The organism is Streptosporangium sp. NPDC049644, assembly GCF_040675205.1.
Classification (GTDB): Bacteria; Actinomycetota; Actinomycetes; order Streptosporangiales; family Streptosporangiaceae; genus Streptosporangium; species Streptosporangium fukuiense.
This window is the reverse complement of record NZ_JBFAOJ010000068.1, coordinates 35,481-54,381: the sequence shown is the minus strand read 5'-3', so window position 1 is coordinate 54,381 and position 18,901 is coordinate 35,481. Positions and strand designations below refer to the sequence as shown.

General features: G+C 73.0%; 5 protein-coding genes (1 of these 5 running past the window's edge). 3 read left to right on the top strand and 2 right to left on the bottom strand.

The window, feature by feature from the left end; genetic code table 11:
* The coding region (locus AB0J58_RS30650; RefSeq protein WP_364222220.1) for a type I polyketide synthase at positions 1–1,941 on the bottom strand (1,941 nt) is incomplete at its 3' end.
* Positions 1,942–2,390: 449 nt separating this feature from the next.
* Between AB0J58_RS30650 and AB0J58_RS30645 the strand changes: the two genes are divergently transcribed.
* Genes AB0J58_RS30645 through AB0J58_RS30635 form a run of 3 tightly spaced genes read left to right on the top strand, consistent with a single transcriptional unit; the run spans position 2,391 to position 5,177 of the window.
* Entirely contained in the window at positions 2,391–3,752 is a 1,362-nt protein-coding gene (locus tag AB0J58_RS30645; RefSeq protein ID WP_364222218.1) for a glycosyltransferase, read from the top strand.
* 33 nt (positions 3,753–3,785) lie between these two features.
* Positions 3,786–4,961, top strand: a complete 1,176-nt coding sequence (locus AB0J58_RS30640) for a cytochrome P450 (RefSeq protein ID WP_364222216.1) — start codon at positions 3,786–3,788, stop codon at positions 4,959–4,961.
* A 12-nt stretch (positions 4,962–4,973) separates the two neighbouring features.
* Positions 4,974–5,177, top strand: a complete 204-nt coding sequence (locus AB0J58_RS30635; protein ID WP_364222213.1) for a ferredoxin — start codon at positions 4,974–4,976, stop codon at positions 5,175–5,177.
* 58 nt (positions 5,178–5,235) lie between these two features.
* Here AB0J58_RS30635 and AB0J58_RS30630 read toward each other — a convergent pair whose 3' ends face one another.
* Positions 5,236–18,901 carry the 3' end of a type I polyketide synthase gene (locus AB0J58_RS30630; protein ID WP_364222210.1) on the bottom strand. The gene runs 15,089 nt beyond the window's last position, so the window shows 13,666 of its 28,755 coding nt (coding positions 15,090–28,755); its start codon lies beyond the right edge, outside the window; the stop codon is at positions 5,236–5,238.

Genomic DNA, 18,901 nt, shown 5'->3' with positions numbered 1-18,901 from the left:
CGAGGACACCAGCCGGAACAACGCCGTCTCCACCGCGAACAACGCCGGCTGCGCCCACCCGGTCTGGTCCAGCGCCTCCGCCTCCGCCGTGCCCGGCTCGGCGAACAGCACCTCCCGCAACGACCCATCCAGCAACGGGTCAAACTCGCCGATCACCTCATCCAACGCCCGCGCGAACACCGGGAACCGGTCATACAACTCCCGGCCCATCCCCGCCCGCTGGCTCCCCTGACCGGTGAACAGGAACGCGACCTTGCCCCGCCGCCCGCTCTGCCCCAGCGAGACGCCCGCGTCCGGCCGCTCCTCGGCCACGGCGCGTAACCCGGCCACGGCATCCTCACGATCACCGGCCAGCACGGCCGCCCGGTGCTCGAAGGCCGAGCGGGTCGTGACGAGGGAGAAGGCCAGGTCGGCCAGATCCAGACCGGGCTCCTGGTCGATGCGCGAGGCCAGCCGCTCGGCCTGCGCCCGCAACGCCTGCGCCGTACGGCCGGAGACCAGTACCGGCGTGACACCCGCGGCCGATGGGCCCGGAGCCTCGGCCGGTGCGCTCTGCGGCGCCTGCTCCAGGATCACGTGCGCGTTGGTGCCGCTGAGCCCGAACGAGGACACCCCCGCCCGCCACGGCCGCTCCACCCCAGGCCACGCCCTAGCCTCGGTCAGCAGCTCCACCGCACCCGCCGACCAGTCCACATGCGACGACGGCGCATCCACATGCAACGTCATGGGCAGCAGCTCATGCCGCATCGCCATGACCATCTTGATCACACCCGCGACGCCGGCGGCGGCCTGGGTGTGACCGATGTTCGACTTGATCGACCCCAGCAGCAGCGGCCGATCCTCCGGCCGGTCCTGGCCATAGGTCGCCAGCAGCGCCTGCGCCTCGATCGGGTCGCCCAGCGTCGTCCCCGTACCGTGACCCTCCACCACGTCGACGTCGGCGGGGGTCAGCCCGGCGCTGCCCAGGGCCTGGCGGATCACCCGCTGCTGCGACGGGCCGTTCGGCGCGGTGAAGCCGTTCGACGCGCCGTCCTGATTCACCGCGGACCCGCGCAGAACCGCGAGGACCCGATGGCCGTTGCGCTGTGCGTCCGACAGCCGCTCCAGCACCAGCATGCCGACGCCCTCGGACCAGCCCGTGCCGTCGGCGCCGTCGGCGAACGCCTTGCACCGCCCGTCGGCGGCCAGTCCACCCTGGCGGGAGAACTCCACGAACGCGCCGGGGGTGGACATCACCGTCACCCCGCCCGCCAGCGCCAGCGAGCAGTCACCACCGCGCAGCGCCTGCGCGGCCAGATGCAACGCGACCAGCGACGAGGAGCAGGCCGTGTCGACCGTAACCGCCGGGCCCTCCAGGCCAAGGGTGTACGAAAGCCGGCCGGAGGCCGCGCCCGCGCCCACGCCGGTGCCGATGTTGCCCTGGAGGTCGGCCAGCGAGTTGACCAGCAGGTAGGAGTAGTCCTGGCCACTCAGCCCGACGAAGACCCCGGTACGGCTGCCGCGCAACTGGGCGGCGTCGATTCCGGCCCGCTCGACGGCCTCCCACGAGACTTCCAGCAGCAGCCGCTGCTGCGGATCCATCGCCAAAGCCTCACGCGGCGAGATCCCGAAGAATCCGGGGTCGAAGTCCGCGACATCGCGGAGAAAACCGCCCGCGCGAGCGTCGCTTCGGGCCCCGCCATCCGCGTCACCGCTGGACAGCATGTCGAGATCCCAGTCGCGGTCGGACGGGAAACCCGAGATGGCGTCCCCGCCTTCGGCGACGAGCCGCCACAGGTCCTCGGGTGAGGACACTCCACCGGGGAATCGGCAGCTCATCGCCACGATGGCGATCGGCTCGGTGGTGACCGCGACCAGTTTCTGGTACTGACGGCGTAGCCTTTCGGCCTCCTTCATGGAGGTTCGGAGCGCCTGTACGACCTGCTCACTGGGCGTATCCATCACAGCCTCCGTACATTGGGCGAGGTCGGCAGACCTACGGCCGGCGTCACTACCAGGACACCCGCCGCCGCCACGTCGATCGCGTCAGTCACCACGGCCCTCTCCACACACACCGGCACCCGTGCGCTCCCGCATTGCGGGGCGTCCCCGCAGGCCAGGAGAGGCGGTAGCAGGGGTCTCCGCATGGTGAAGAGGATGACCGTCCATCGGTGAAGTTAGGCCGATGGTCACTCGGCAAACGCCTAGTCTTTGCACGGCCCGGCGAGCCCGGTCGCGCCCATGGGCGGGGCTCCGGGAAGACTAGTGATCCCCCTAAGGTCGCTGCGGTACCGTGCGGGCACGCCGACGTCAGGACAGACGAAGACGTCACGGCGATGACGGATCCGCACCGGAGCAGACGCCCGCGCGTCACTGCCGTTCGGCAGTCCGGCTCCCGATGGAGGTGTCTGATGGGCGAGAGCCGCAAGCTTCTACTGTTCGTGAGCAATCCGGGGGAGGGTGTCTTCAATTCTCTGCGCGTGATCGCCGCCGAACTGGCCCGGCGTGGCACGCAGGATCTGTGGTTCGCGTCGGACGAAGCCCGCAGGGCCGACATCGAGAAGATCGATGAGGGAAGCGGTGTGCGGTTCGCCTCGCTCGGTGAGACCGATCCGAATTCCTCCCCCGCCGACTGGGACGATGAGATGTACCGGCTGGCCACGCAGCGGTCCCGTTGGAAGGCGCACCACGCGGTGGTGCGACGCGGGTTCGACCCGAAGGGGGGCGGGGACAAGTATCTGGCACTCGACGCCCTGGTCGAAGAGCTCGAACCAGCCCTCATGATCTTTGACAGCGTGAACCCGGTCGCGCTCCTGGTGGCACTCAACAGGAGGATCCCGTTCGTCCTCAGCTCGCCCTTCCTGCCGAGCAATCTGTACATCGCCAAGACGCCGCGCGGGTTTCCCATGCTGCACACCGGTCTGCCGTTGAACATGTCGTTCCCGCAGCGGGTCAGCAACATCATGTTCAAGGTGCGGGCCGGGCTGATGTTCCTGCACCCGAAGATGCTGAAGCCCGCTCTTGAGGGCCTGTCGTACATGAGGCAGCTCCAGCTCCCACGGGAGTTCCTCAGTCCATCGGCGAAGATCGACCGCGCCGATCTCGTACTGTGCTACACGGTCTTCGGGCTGGAGTACCCCTTTCCCGTTCCGGACAAGTTCCACCTGCTCGGTGCGATCATCCCGCCGTTGCCGGAGGCGCCGGACGACGACGACCTGTCCCGTTGGCTCGACGCCAACCCCTCCGTGGTCTACATCGGGCTCGGCACCATCAGCCGGCTGACCGGCCATGAGGTGCACGCGGTGGTGGAGGTCGCCCGCCGGTTGGAGGGCAGGCATGCCGTGCTGTGGAAGCTGCCGTCCGGGCAGCAACACCTGCTGCCCCCCAGGGACGAGCTGCCGGCGAACCTCAGGATCGAAAGCTGGGTCCCCTCCCAGCTCGACGTGCTGGCCCATCCCAGCATCAAGGTCTTCTTCAGCCACGGCGGCGCCAACGCCTTCCACGAGGGCCTGTACTTCGGCAAGCCTCAGGTCATCCGGCCGCTCTGGGTCGACTGCTATGACCAGGCGATACGCGGCGTGGACAGCGGGGTCAGCCTCACCGTGGACGACCCGCAGACCATCGACGTCGAGGACGTGCTCGACAAGATCACCCAAGTGCTGAACACCCCCTCCTTCCGGGAACGCGCCGAACATTTCGCCCGTGTGCAGCGAGAGGCGGGGGGCGTCCGGGCGGCCGCCGATCTGATCCTGGCCAACCTGGCGCTGAAATGATCTGTCAGGACTGCTGAAGGACGAGGCGACCGTATGCCGATCAACGATCCGATCTCCATCCAGTTCCCGAGGCGGGGGCGCGGGCAACTCTCTCCCCCGGACGAGTACGCCACTCTCCGGGAGCGGCCGGGCCTGGTCAGGTCGGCGCTGCCCAATGGCAGCACCGTGTGGCTGGTCGCGCGGCACGAAGATGTGCGCACCGTGCTCACCGACCCTCGCATCAGCGCCAGTCCGCTGCATCCGGGGTTCCCGACGATCGGGCGCAACGGGACGGTGCCGCCGCCCGACCAGATCCCCGGGTGGTTCGTCGCCTACGACCCGCCGGAGCACACGCGGTTCCGCAAGGCCCTGATCCCGGAGTTCACCGTACGGCGGGTCGCCGAGCTGCGCCCGGCCATCCAGCGGATCGTCGACTCCTGCATCGACGCCATGCTCGCCGGCGGCACCACCGCCGACCTGGTGTCCGCGTACGCGCTGCCGGTGCCGTCGCTGGTCATCTGCGAGCTGCTGGGGGTGCCGCGTTCGGACCGGGAGCTGTTCGAGTCCAGGACGCGCGTCCTGGTGACCTTCACATCGAGCGACGACGAGCGCGAGGCCGCGACCAAGGACCTGCTCCTCTACATCGCCAAGCTGATCGCGATGAAGCAGCGCTTCCCCGGCAGGGATCTGATCAGCCGGCTGCTGAAGGCCGGGGTGCTGACCCCCAAGGAGATCTCCGGCGTCGCGCTGCTGCTGCTGATCGCCGGGCACGAGACGACGGCGAACAACATCGCGCTCGGCGCGGTCATGCTGCTGCTGAACCGGCAGTGGATCCACACGCCGGGAGTGGTCGAGGAGGTGCTGCGCTACCTGTCGGTCGCCGACCGGGTGGCCCTGCGCGTGGCCCTGGAGGACGTCGAGATCGGCGGGCAGCTCATCAGGGCAGGCGAGGGGATCGTGCCGCTCGGCGCGGCGGCGAACCATGACGAGGGTACCTTCGATCGGGCCTGCGAGTTCGATCCGAGCCGTTCGGCCCGCCACCATGTCGCGTTCGGATACGGCGTGCATCAGTGTCTCGGCCAGAACCTGGTCAGGATCGAGATGGAGACCGTCTTCGAGTGCCTGTTCCGGCGGATTCCGACCCTTGAGCTCGATACGGCGGTGGAGGACCTGCCGTTCAAGTACGACGGCGTGCTGTTCGGGCTGCACGCGCTGCCGGTCCGTTGGTGAATGAGGAATGCCATGCATGTCAATGTGAACGCCGAGAGCTGCATCGGCGCCGGTCAGTGCGTGCTCATCGCGCCGGAGGTCTTCGACCAGAGCGACGACGGTACCGTCGTGGTCCTGGTCGAATCCCTGGACGACCCGGCTCAGGCGGCGGTGCGGGAGGTCGTCCGCGCCTGCCCGTCCAGGTCGATCTCACTGACCGAAAGCCGAAGCGGCTGACCGCCGTCTGAGCCTCGCGAATCCGACCCGGCCGGGAGCACCCGGCCGGGTCGGCCGCTTATTGGGCCCCGCTCTCGAGGGCCGCGCGGACCAGCTCGTCGAGCCCCATCGAGTCGATCGCGTCGCCGGCCTCGCCATCGCCATCGCCATCGGTGGCCGCCGCCCCGTCACCGGCCAGGTGCAGCAGCGCGTCCAGCACGCCGATCTCCCGCAGCCGGGCCATGGACAGCGACGCGAACAGCGCCCTGACCCGCGCCTCCTCCTCATCGACGCCCGAGGCCCCGCCCGCCTCCGGGAGGAGTTCGGCGATCAGGTGACCGGCGAGGGCCTCCGGGGTCGGATAGTCGAACACGAGCGTGGACGGCAGCTTCAGCGCCGTCGCCGCCATGAGCCGGTTGCGCAGCTCGATCGCGCTGAGCGAGTCGAACCCGAGGTCCCGGAACGCCTGGTCGGGGCCGATCGCCTCTCGGGAGGAATGCCCGAGGACCATCGCGATCTGGTCGCGCAGCATGTCGAGCAGCGCGCCATGCCGTTCGCCGCCGGGGAGGCCGGCCAGCGTGTCCCGCAGTGCGGACACCGGCTGCGCGCCCTCGTCCATCGAGCCGTTCAGCTCGACCAGCTCCCGGTAGCCCGGCAGCTCACGCAGCAACCGGCTGGGCCGGCCCGCGGTGTAGGACCGGACGAACCTCTCGTGGTCGATGTCGGCGACTACCCCGACCGGTTCGCCGCCCGCGACGAGACCGCTCAGGGCGGAGACGGCCAGCGCGGGGTCCATCGGCCGCACGCCCATGCGCCGGGACGCCTCCTGCGCCGCGGCCACGTCCGCCATGCCGCCGCCGGCCCAGGCTCCCCACGCCACCGAGGTGGCCGCGAGCCCGCGCTCGCGCCGCCGCTCGGCCAGCGCGTCAAGCACCGCGTTGGCGGCGGCGTAGTTGCCTTGGCCCAGACTGCCAAGCGTTCCGGCGGCGGACGAGAACAGTACGAACACCGGCAGATCCAGATCCTGTGTCAGCTCGTCCAGCACGACCGCCGAGGTCACCTTGGCGCGGAACACCGTCTCGAACCGCTCGTGGGTCAGACCGTCCACCACGCCGTCGTCGAGCACGCCCGCGGCGTGCACCACCGCGGTGAGCGGGAACTCCGCCGGAATGCCGTCCAGCACGGCGGCCAGCGCGCCCCGGTCGGCCGCGTCGCATGCGGCCACGGTCACCTGAGCTCCCAGCCCTGCCAGTTCGTCCCGCAACTCGGCGGCGCCGTCGGCGTCCATCCCCCGCCGGCTGACCAGCAGCAGGTGCTCGGCACCGTTCCCGGCCAGCCAGCGGGCCAGGTGCCCGCCGAGCGCGCCGGTGCCACCGGTGATCAGTACGGTCCCACGAGGCTCCCACTCACCGGTCCGACCGGGAAGAGCCTGCACAAGCCGCCGGACGTAGGCGCCAGAGGGCCGGATGGCGACCTGATCCTCACCGGCCACCCCGGACAGCACGCTCGCCAGCCGTCGCGCCGTGTCCCGATCGACGCTGTCGGGCAGGTCGATCAGGCCGCCCCACCGCTGCGGCTGCTCCAGCGCGGCGACCCGGCCGAGGCCCCAGACGGCGGCCTGCGCCGGACTGCGCAGACCATCGTCCGGGGCGGCCGCGACCGCGCCTTGGGTGAGGCACCACAGCGGCGCGTCGACACCGGCGTCGCCCAGTGCCTGGATCAGCAGCGTGGTCAGCACGAGCCCATCGGGAACTCCGGCCTCCAAGGACTCCCATGACTCCTGGGAGTCCTGTGACTCCCGCAGGGCCAGCAGCGACACGACTCCGGCGTACGGTCGGGCTCCGGCGGGTACGCTCAGCCGCTCGGCCAGCACGGCCCGGTCCTGGGACGTGGCGGTGAGGTCGGCCACCTCCAGGCGTACGACCTCCGCGCCCAGGGCTCCGATCGCGTCGATCACCGCGCTCGTCCAGGCGTCCGCCGTCGGCTTCTCGGGAAGCGCGACCAGCCAGGGGCCGGTCGCCGCGGTCCGGCCCGGCGCCTCCGCGCCGTCGCCGGCGAGCGGATTCCACGCGATTCGGTACCGCCAGGCGTCCATGGTGGACCTGCGGCGCCGCTCCCGGCGCCATGACGACAGCGCCGGCAACACCTTGGCCAGCGCGTCGCCGTCCACATCGAGCCGCGAGGCCAGCGCCTCGGCGCCCTCTTCCTCGACGGCGGCCCAGAATTCCGCGTCCACCGGGTCCGTGGCACCGGTCACGGCCGCCTGCCCCGTCTCGGGCCAGAATCGTTCGTGCTGGAACGCGTACGTCGGCAGGTCCACCGGCCGGGCGCCGGTACCGGTGAAGATCGAGGTCCAGTCGGGGCTCATCCCGTGCACGTGCAGCCGGGCGAGCGCGGTGACGAGGGCCCGGTGCTCGTCGCGGTCCCTGCGCAGCAGGGGGACCAGCTCCACCTCGGCCTCCGCGGGGATGGTGTCACGGGCCATCGCGGTCAGGGTCCCGTCCGGGCCGATCTCGACGTAGCGGGTCACCCCCGCCTCGTGCGCCGCCCGGATCCCGTCGGCGAACCGTACGGCGCTCCGTACGTGCGCCACCCAGTGGTCCGGGGAGCACAGCTCGGACGTGACGACGTCGCCGGTCACGTTCGAGATCACCGGGATTCGCGGCGCGGAGTAGGAGACGCCTTCGGCGACCGCCCGGAAGTCCGCCAGCATCGGCTCCATCAGCGGCGAGTGGAACGCGTGCGAGACCCGCAGCCGCCTCGTCCGGCGCCCGCTCTCCGCCAGCGCGCCCGCCACGTCGAGCACCGCCCGCTCCGCCCCGGCTATCACCACGGCCTTTGGGCCGTTGACCGCGGCGACGGAGACCTGGTGCTCGTGCCCGGCCAGCGCCCGCAGCACCTCCTCCTCACCGGCCTGGACGGCGACCATCGCGCCGCCGGCCGGAAGCCGCTGCATGAGCGCGCCTCTGGCCGCCACCAGCGCGCAGGCGTCCTCCAGTGACAGCACGCCCGCGACGTGCGCCGCGGCCAGCTCGCCGACCGAGTGTCCGATCAGCAGGTCAGGGGTGAGATCCCAGGACTCCAGCAGGCGGAACAGGGCGACCTCGACCGCGAACAGCGCCGGCTGGGTCCACCCGGTCCCGTCGAGCAACTCGGCCTCGGGGGTGCCCGCCGGGGCGAACAGGATCTTCCTCAGCGGGCGGTCCAGCCTGGTGTCCAGGTGCGCCAGCACGGCGTCGAGCGCATCGGCGAAGACCGGGAACCGGTCGTAGAGCTCGCGGCCCATCTCCGCCCGCTGGCTGCCCTGGCCGGTGAACAGGAACGCCGTCTTGCCCGCTCGCCCGATCCGGCCGTCGAGCACGTGGGGAGCCGGGTTTCCGTCCGCCGCCGCGGTCAGGCCGTCCACCAGCTCCGCACGGCTGCCGGCCAGGACGACGAGCCGCTGCCGGAAGCTCGACCGGGTGGTGGCCAGGGAGTAGGCGAGATCGGCCAGGTCGAGTTCGGGGTGCTCGGCGAGGTGGTCGAGCAGGCGTAGCGCCTGTGCCCGCACCGCGGCCGGGCTCTTGGCCGACAGCGGCACCGGCAGAAGGGTCCCGTGGAGCCCGGTGGCGACCTGTGCCGGCTCGGTGTGGTCGGCGGGCGGTGCCTCCTCGATGATCACGTGTGAGTTCGTGCCGGTGGCTCCGAAGGACGAGATCCCGGCCCGGCGCGGGCGTCCGGCGTCGGGCCACGGCCTGGACTCGGTCAGCAGTTCCACCGCGCCCGCCGACCAGTCCACATGCGACGACGGCGCGTCCAGGTGCAACGTCCTCGGCGCCACCCCGTGCCGCATCGCCATGACCATCTTGATCAGTCCGGCGACTCCGGCCGCCGCCTGGGTGTGCCCGATGTTGGACTTGATCGACCCGAGCAGCACCGGTCGCTCCCGATGCTGACCGTAGGTCTCCAGCAGGGCCTGGGCCTCGATCGGGTCGCCCAGCCTGGTGCCCGTGCCGTGCGCCTCCACCACGTCCACGTCGGACGGGGTCAGCCCGGCGGCGACCAGGGCGCGGTTGATCACCTTCCGCTGGGACGGGCCGCTCGGCGCGGTGAACCCGTTGGACGCGCCGTCCTGGTTGACGGCCGAACCGCGCAGCACCGCCAGCACGCGATGGCCGTTGCGCCGGGCGTCCGACAGCCGTTCGACGACGAGCATGCCGACGCCCTCCGCCCAGCCCGTGCCGTCGGCGGCGTCGGAGAACGCCTTGCACCGGCCGTCCGGGGACAGCGCCCCCATCTCGCCGAACTCGACGAAGCCCACCGGGGTGGACATCACGGTGACCCCACCGGCGAGAGCCAGCGAGCACTCCCCGGACCGCAGCGCCTGCGCGGCCAGGTGCAACGCCACCAGGGACGAGGAGCAGGCGGTGTCCGCGGTCACCGCGGGCCCGGTCAGGCCGAAGGTGTAGGACAGCCGGCCGGAGATCACGCTGGCCGCCTGGGCCGTCTGCGCGTGGCCGTGATGATCGCGAGGTGGCCGGTAGTCACCACCGGTGGCGCCGACGTAGACGCCCACATCGCCGCCCCGCAGGCCGGCGGGGTCGATGCCCGCCCGTTCGAACGCCTCCCAGGCGGCTTCGAGCACCAGTCGCTGCTGCGGGTCCATCACCATCGCCTCACGGGGCGAGATGCCGAAGAAACCCGGGTCGAAGTCGGCGACGTCGTAGAGGAAACCGCCTCCGGCCGCCGTGCTGCGGCCACGCCCGCCGGCGTCCCCACCGGACAGCACGTCCAGGTCCCAGCCCCGGTCGGCGGGGAACACGCCGACCGCGTCCACCTCGCCGGTGACCAGCCGCCACAGGTCCTCCGGCGAGCGGACGCCGCCCGGATACCGGCAGCTCATGCCGACGATGACGACCGGGTCGTCCGAGAGCGCGGCCGATACGGGCGCCCGGCTCTCCTCGCCGAGGCTCTCCTCGCCGAGCACCCGGGCCGCCAGGTGTTCGGCGAGTTCCACCGGTGTCGGGTGGTCGAAGACGAGCGTGGCCGGCAGGGTCAGCCCGGTCGCGGCGTTGAGCTGGTTACGCAGGTCGACCGCGGTGAGGGAGTCGAACCCGAAGTCCCGGAAGGCCCGGTCGGCCTCGATCGAGGTGCCGTCCGCGTGTCCGAGGACCGAGGCGGCCCTGGCCACCACCAGTTCGAGGACGAGGCCCGGACGCTCGGCCGCCGGCAGCCCGCGAAGACGGTCCCGGAGCGCGGCCGCCGCGGTGGGCTCGCCGTCGTGGGCGCCGTCCACCGCCTCGATCGCCCGCCGGGCCTGGGGCAGCTCGTCCAGCAGCGAGGTCGGCCGCACCGCGAGGAAGGCCGGGGCGAACCGGTCCCACGCCACGTCGGCGACCGTCACCGCGCTCTCGCCGTTCGCGACGACCCGGCCCAGCGCGCCGAGCGCGAGCTCCGGCGCCAGCGCGGGCAGCCCGTTCGCCCGCAGGTGCAGGTCCATCCCCCTGTCCGCGGCCAGACCGCTGTCCGCCCATGCCGACCAGGAGACGGCGGTCCCCACCGCGCCTCGGGCGCGGCGCGCTTCGATCAGTGCGTCCCGGACCGCCTCCGCGGCGGCGGCGGCACCTCGGCCGGCGACGCCCCAGACGCCGGAAAGCGAACAGAACACGACGAACGCATCCAGCTCCCGCTCTTCCAGCAGGAAGTCCAGGTGGATCGCCCCGGCGGCGTGGGCCGCGGCGGTCTCGGCCAGGTCCGCCGGCTCGGTCTCTGCCAGCGGGGCGGCCTCGGCCGGTTCCTCGGCGTAGATGACCGCGTCCGGCGGGAACTCCGCCAGCAGGGCGGCCACGGCCTCCCGATCCGCCAGGTCGCAGTGCCTGTTCGTCACCCGGGGATCCACCTCGGCGGGCTCCGGCGCGGTGAACCACCCGGCCAGCACGACCCGGTCGGCCCCCGCGTCGGCCAGCCGGCGGGCGATGCGCTCGCCGGAGACTCCGGTGTCCCCGGCGACCAGTACCGTGCCACGAGGTCGCCACGACCGGTCGGCGTCCCCGGCCGGTGCCGGGACGAGCCGGCGGCCGAACACTCCGGAGGCGCGTACGGCGACCTCGCCCTCGCCGTCCGGGCCGCCGGCCAGCACGCCGGCGAACCGGGCGACGGCCCGCCGGTCGAGCAGTTCGGGCAGGTCGATCATGCCGCCCCAGCGCCGGGGGTGCTCCAGCGCCGCCACCCGGCCGAGGCCCCAGATCGCGGCCTGACCCGGGTTCGGTGGTGCGTCGGATCTGCCCGCGGACACCGCGCCTCGGGTGACGCACCACAGCGGCGCGTCGACACCCGCGTCGCCCAGCGCCCGCACCAGCGCGGCCGTCAACGCCACCTCGGGCAGACCGTCACCGCCCGTCCCGGCGAGCGCCAGCAGGGAGATCACCCCCGTCGGCGCCCGGCCGTCGGCGCCCGGGCCGCCGAACTGTTCGGCGAGCTGTGCGGCCAGCCTCGCGTGGTCGGTGTGCGTGACGTCGAGACGCGTCAGGGCATCGGGGCCGGCCAGGGCGGCGCCCACGGCATCGAGCACCTCCGCCCACTCCGCCTCGGGCCCACCGGCCGGGACGGCCACCAGCCATCTCCCGGACGGCGGGGCGGACGGCACGGCGGCCAGGGGCTTCCACGCCACCCGGTAGCTCCAGGAGTCCACCAGGGTGCGCTCGCGGCGCGAGCGGCGCCAGGACGACAGCGCGGGCAGCACCGTCGACAGCGAGTCCGCCTCCAGATCCAGCGTGGCCGCCACGGCCGTCAGGTCCGCACGCTCGATCGCGGCCCAGAACTCGGCGTCCACCGGGTCCCCCATCGAACCGCCCGCTGAGCCGCCCGCCGGGGCGACGGCCTCGGGCCAGTACCTCCGGCGCTGGAAGGCGTAGGTGGGCAGGTCGACGCGGCGCGCGCCGCATCCGGCGAACAGGGACCGCCAGTCCACCGGCAGCCCGTGGACGTGCAGCCGGGCCAGCGCGTCCACGGCCGACGCCTCCTCGCCGCGGTCCTTACGCAGCATCGGCACGACCAGGGCGCCCGCCTCGGTGCCGTCGGCCGCCAGGCAGTGCTGGGTCAGCGCGGACAGCACGCCGTCCGGGCCGAGCTCGACGAACGTGCTCACGCCGGAACCGCGCAGGGTGCGTACGCAGTCGGCGAAGCGGACCGCCTGCCGGGCGTGGTCGACCCAGTAGCCGGGTGAGCAGAGCCGCTCGACGGCGATCGGCTCGCCGGTCAGGCCGGAGACGAGCGGGATGGCCGGCGGGGAGAACCCGAGCCCTCGTACGGACCGGCGGAACTCCTCCAGCATGGGCTCCATCAACGGCGAGTGGAACGCGTGGCTGACGGCCAGCCGGGTGGTCTTGCGGCCCTCGGCCGCGAGGTGGGCGGCGATCTCGGTGACCGGCCCCTCCACCCCGGCGACCACCACCGCCGACGGTCCGTTGACCGCGGCGATCGACACCTCGTGCTCGCGCCCGGCGAGCAGCGGGAGAACCTCCTCCTCGGTGGCCTGCACCGAGACCATCGCGCCCCCGGCCGGTAGCGTCTGCATCAGGCGCCCCCTGGCGGCGACCAGGGTGCAGGCGTCCGCCAGCGTCAGCACACCGGCGACGTGCGCCGCGGCGATCTCGCCGATCGAGTGCCCGGCCACCAGGTCCGGGCGCAGCCCCCACGACTCCGCCAGGCGGAACAGGGCCACCTCGACCGCGAACAGCGCGGGCTGCGTCCACCGGGTCTGGTCAAGCCGCTCGGCCTCGGGCGACCCCGCCTCGGCGAACAGGATGGTCCGCAGCGGCTGGTCCAGCTCGACGTCGAACTGCGCGAGCACCGCGTCCAGTGCCTGCGCGAACACCGGGAACCTGGCGTACAGCTCCCGGCCCATGCCGGGGCGCTGGGAGCCCTGTCCGGCGAACAGCATCGCCGACCTGCCCGCGACGGTGGCGGCCTCGCCACGCGCGACCTCCGACACGCCGTCGGCGGTGGCCAGCAGCACCGCGCGGTGCCGGAACATCGACCGGCTCGCCAGCGAGTAGCCGACATCCACCGGATCGAGGCCGCGGTCGGCGGCCGGTACCTGGTCGAGCTGGGCCCGCAGCGCCTCCCGGGTCCGGCCGGAGACGACCCACGGCACGACCGCGGGAACCCTCCGCTCGCCTTGCTCGCCGGGGGGCCGCTCGTCCAGGGGCGCCTGCTCCAGGATCACGTGGGCGTTGGTGCCGCTGATCCCGAAGGCGGAGACGCCGGCCCGCAGCGGTCGTCCCTTCCCCGTCCACCGCCGGGGCTCGGTCAGCAGCTCGACGGCCCCGGACGACCAGTCCACGTGCGACGCCGGTACCTCGACGTGCAACGTCTTGGGCAGCATGCCGTGCCGCATGGCCAGCACCATCTTGATCACACCGGCGACACCCGCCGCCGCCTGCGTGTGGCCGAGATTGGACTTGATCGATCCCAGCAGGAGCGGGTGATCCCGCTCCTGGCCGTACGTCGCCAGCAGGGCCTGCGCCTCGATCGGGTCGCCCAGCGCCGTGCCGGTGCCGTGCGCCTCGGCCGCGTCGACCTCGGCCGGGGACAGCCCCGCCGCGGCCAGTGCCTGCCGGATCACCCGCTGCTGCGACGGGCCGTTCGGCGCCGTCAGCCCGTTCGACGCGCCGTCCTGGTTCACCGCCGACCCGCGCACGACGGCGAGGACCGGATGACCGTCTCGCCGCGCGTCCGACAGGCGTTTCAGTACGAGCACACCGACGCCTTCCGACCAGCCGGTGCCGTCGGCCGCGTCGGAGAACGCCTTGCACCGCCCGTCGGGGGCCAGGCCGCCCTGGGCGCTGAACTCGACGAACGAGTCCGGGCTCGACATCACCGAGACGCCGCCCACCAGCGCCAGCGAGCACTCGCCGGCCCGCAGGGCCTGCGCGGCCCAGTGCAGGGCGACCAGGGAGGACGAGCACGCGGTGTCGACGGTGATCGCGGGCCCCTCCAGCCCCAGCGTGTAGGACAGCCGCCCCGACATGACGCTCGCCGTGGTGCCGGTGGCCACGTGCCCCTGCACGTCCGCGCCGGAACCCTTGAGCAGGCCGACGTAGTCCTGGCCGTTGGTGCCCACGAAGACGCCGCCGTCGCTGCCCCGGAGGTCGAGGGGATCGATGCCGGCCCGCTCCAGCGCCTCCCAGGACGCCTCCAGCACCAAGCGCTGCTGCGGGTCCATCGCCAGCGCCTCACGCGGCGAGATGCCGAAGAACTCGGCGTCGAACTCGGTGGCGTCCCGCAGGAAGCCGCCGACGCTCGTGGCCGACATCCCCCCGGCGAGCGCGTCCAGGTCCCATCCCCGATCGTCGGGGAACGAGGAGACGCCCTCTCCCCCGTCCACCAGCAGCCGCCACAGATCCTCGGGGGAGCTCACCCCGCCGGGGAACCGGCAGCTCATACCGACGATCACGATGGGATCGTCATCGGCGGCGTGTGCCGTCACGGCCCGCGACCCGGGCCGTGACTCCTCGTGCGGCATCGAGCCGAGCAGTTCGGCCAGCAGGAAGTCCGCCAGCGCGCTCGGGGTGGGATAGTCGAACACCAGCGTCGCCGGCAGGGTCAGCCCCGTCGTCGCGACCAGCGCGTTGCGCAGCTCGACGGTGGTCAGCGAATCGAAGCCCAGCTCCTTGAACGGGCGGTCCGGTGCGATGCCGTCGGCGTCGGCATGGCCGAGCACGGCGGCCACGCGGCCGCGCAGCAGGTCCAGGACGGCCCGGCCCTGCTCGGTGGCGGGCAGATCGGCCAGCCGTCGCCGGAACGGCGGCTCGGCCGTGGCGGCCTCGTCCCCGCCGGCGCCCGCGGCCCCGGCGCCCGTCGCCGCGGCGACCTCGGGCAGGTCGCTCACCAGCGGGTTGCGCCGGATCGCGGCGAAGGCGCCGACGAATCGGGACCAGTCGACGTCGGCGACGGTCAGCGTCGTGTCGTCGTGCTCGATCGCCTGCCGCAGCGCGAGGATCGCCAGGTCCGGAGGCATCATCTCCAGACCGGCCCGGCGCATCCGGTTCTCCACGCCGGCGGCGTCCACCGCCATGCCCGACCCGGCCCACGGACCCCAGGCGATGGACGTCGCCGCGAGCCCCCGCGCACGCCGGTGCTCCGCCAGCGCGTCGAGCACGGCGTTCGCGGCCGCGTAGTTGGCCTGCCCCGGCGAGCCGAAGGTGGCGGACGTGGAGGAGAACAGCACGAACGCCGGTAGGTCCATGTGCTCGGTCAGCTCGTGCAGGTTGAGCGCGGCGACCGCCTTCGACCGCAGGACCGAGGAGAGGCGTTCCGTCGTCAATCCGTCGAGCACCCCGTCGTCGACCACGCCCGCCGCGTGGAAGACCGCGGTCAGCGGCTGCTCCTCCGGGATTCCGGCCAGCACGGCGGCCACGGCGTCGCGATCGGCGACGTCGCAGGCCACGACGCTGACCTGGGCGCCGAGGCCGGCCAGCTCGTCCCGCAGCTCGGCCGCGCCCGGGGCGTCCGGCCCGCGGCGGCCGACCAGCAGGAGGTGCGCGGCACCCGCACCGGCCACCCAGCGGGCGACCCGCGCCCCGAGCGCACCGGTGCCTCCCGTGATCAGTACGGTGCCTGCGCCGGTCGGGGTGGTGCCCGGCGGGACGAGCTCCCGCGTGACGGGATTCTCGCCGATCGGAGCGTGCGCCAGGCGGCGGCCGAAGACCCCCGGAGGGCGTACCGCGAGCTGGTCCTCATCCTTGAGGCCGGACTCCTGGATGCCGGACAGCACGTCGATCAGGCGGGAGATCGTGATGGAGTCGAGGTTCTCCGGTAGGTCGACCAGCCCACCCCACAGATGCGGCTGCTCCAGCGCCACGGACCGGCCCAGACCCCACACGGCGGCCTGCACCGGCCGGGACACCTGTTCCGAGCGCCCCACCGACACCGCGCCGCGGGTCACGCACCACAGGGGTGCCTCGGCCCCGGCGTCGCCGAGGGCCTGCGCCAGTGCGACCGTCAGCGCCAGACCGGCGGGAACCCCCGGACAGCCGGCGACGTCCCGCTCGTCCAGGGCCAGCAGCGACACGATCCCGATGGGCCGAGGTCCGGCGGAGCACAACTCCCGTATCCGCACGGCCAGCGCCGCCCGGTCGGGTTCGCCGACCTCGATCCGGTCGGCCTCCGCGCCCAGCGCGCCCGCGAGCGAGGTCGTCCACTCCTCACCCGCGTGCCCCGCCGGGATCACCACGAGCAACCGGGCTCGTACGTCCGGAGAGAGTTCCGGAGAGAGCGCGGTGAGTGGCGACCAGGGCAGCGGCTTCCAGACGGATCGGTACCGCCAGCCGTCCACGGCGGAGCGCTCCCGCCGGTCGCGGCGCCACGAGGACAGCGCCGGGAGCAGAGCCTCCAGCGCGTCGCCGCCGACCGCCAGCCCCGCTGACAGCGCCGCCACGTCACCGCGTTCCACCGCGTCCCAGAAGTCCGTGTCCGCCGCACCGGAGGACGCGGGTGCGGCGGCCGCCCCGGCGTCCGGCCAGAACCTCCGGCGCTGGAAGGTGTAGGTCGGCAGGTCGACCGTCTCGGCGCCGGTGCCGGCGAAGAACCCTCTCCAGTCCACGGCGACGCCCCGGAGATGCAGCCGGGCCACCGCGGCCGTGAGGGCCTGCTCCTCGTCTCGGTCCCGGCGCGCCACGGGGACCGTCCGGGCGCCTGGGTGGTCGGCGAGACAGTCGGCGGCGATGGCCGTGAGCACGGCGTCGGGGCCGAGTTCGAGGAACGTGACGACGCCCTGCTCCGCCAGCCGGCGCACGCCGTCGCCGAAGCGAACCGGTCGCCGGATGTGCTCCACCCAGTAGTCAGGCGAGCAGAGCTGCTCCGCGGTCGCCGGCTCGCCGGTCACGTTCGACATGACCGGGATCTCCGGAGGCGCGTACGACAGACCGCGCGCGACCCGGCCGAAGTCGTCGAGCACGGCGTCCATCAGCGGTGAGTGGAACGCGTGGGAGACCTGGAGCCGCCTGGTCCTGCGCCCCCCGGCGGCGAGCCGCGCCGCGATCTCCAGGACGGCGTCCTCCTCGCCGGCGACGACCAGCGAGGCCGGGCCGTTGACCGCCGCGATCGACACCTGGTCCTCGCGCCCGGCCAGCAGCGGGAGCACCTCCTCCTCGCGGGCCTCAAGGGCGGCCATCGCCCCACCGGCGGGCAGCGCCTGCATCAGGCGGGCGCGGGCCGCCACCAGGGTGCACGCGTCCGGCAGCGACAGCACACCGGCGACGTGCGCCGCGGCGATCTCCCCGACCGAGTGGCCCGTGAGGTGGTCGGGCCTGATGCCCCACGATTCGAGCAGCCGGAACAGGGCCACCTCGAAGGCGAACAACGCCGGCTGGGTGTAGCCGGTCTCATCCAGCAGGGCGGCCTCCGCCGTACCCGCGGGGGCGAACAGCACCTCGCGCAGCGGGCGGTCCAGGTCCGCGTCCAGGTGGGACAGCACCTCGTCGAGCGCGTCCGCGAACGCCGGGAAGCGACCGTACAGCTCGCGGCCCATTTCCGCGCGCTGGCCGCCCTGGCCGGTGAACATGAAGGCCAGCGAACCGCGGACGGCGGTGCCGCGCGTGACGCCCCCCGGAACGGCGGCGCCGTCCAGCGGCTCCTCGGCCAGCGCCCGCAACCCGTCGACGATCTCCTGGCGCTCCCGCCCGACCAGTGCCGCGCGCTGGTCGAGGTGCGACCGCGAGGTCGCCAGGGAGAAGGCGACGTCTGTGGGGTGGAGACCGGGCGACTCCTCCAGCAGGGACAGCAGCCGCCCCGCCTGGTGGCGCAGGGCCTGCTCGTTCTTGCCCGACACCAGCACGGGAACGACGACGGGCTCGGCCGTCGCCGCACGTGCGGGGACGGGCGGCGCCTCCTCCAGCACCATGTGGGCGTTGGTGCCGCTGAGGCCGAACGACGACACCGCGGCCCGGCGCGGATGCCCGGCGCGTACCCATTCCCTCGGCTCGCTGAGCAGTTCGATGGCGCCCGCGGTCCAGTCCACGTGCGACGACGGGGTGTCCGCGTACAGGGTCCTGGGCAGCAGGCCGTGCCGCATCGCCATGACCATCTTGATCACGCCGGCGACGCCGGAGGCCATCTGGGAGTGCCCGATGTTGGACTTGACCGACCCCAGCAGCAGCGGGCGGTCCGGGTCCCGGTCCTGTCCGTAGGTCGCGAGCAGCGCCTGTACCTCGATCGGGTCGCCCAGCGCCGTACCGGTCCCGTGGCCCTCCACGGCGTCGACGTCCACCGCCGAGAGCCCGGCGCTGGCCAGCGCCTGCCTGATCACCCGCTGCTGCGACGGGCCGTTCGGCGCGGTCAGCCCATTGGACGCGCCGTCCTGGTTGATCGCCGACCCGCGGATGACCGCGAGGATCGGGTGCCCGTTGCGCTCGGCGTCGGACAGCCGCTCCACCAGCAGCAGCCCGACCCCCTCGGCCAGGCTCATCCCGTCCGCCGAATCGGAGTACGCCTTGCACCGGCCGTCGGGGGCCATGGCCCGCTGCCGGCTGAACCCGATGAAGGCATCGGGGGTGGACATCACGGTCACCCCACCGGCCAGCGCCAGCGAGCTCTCACCGTCGCGCAGCGACTGACAGGCCAGGTGCAGCGCCACCAGTGACGACGAGCACGCCGTGTCCAGCGTGACGGCCGGGCCCTCCAGCCCGAACAGGTACGACACCCGGCCGGACAGCACGCTTGAGATGGTGCCGGTGATCAGATGGCCTTCCAGGCCCTCTCTCCCC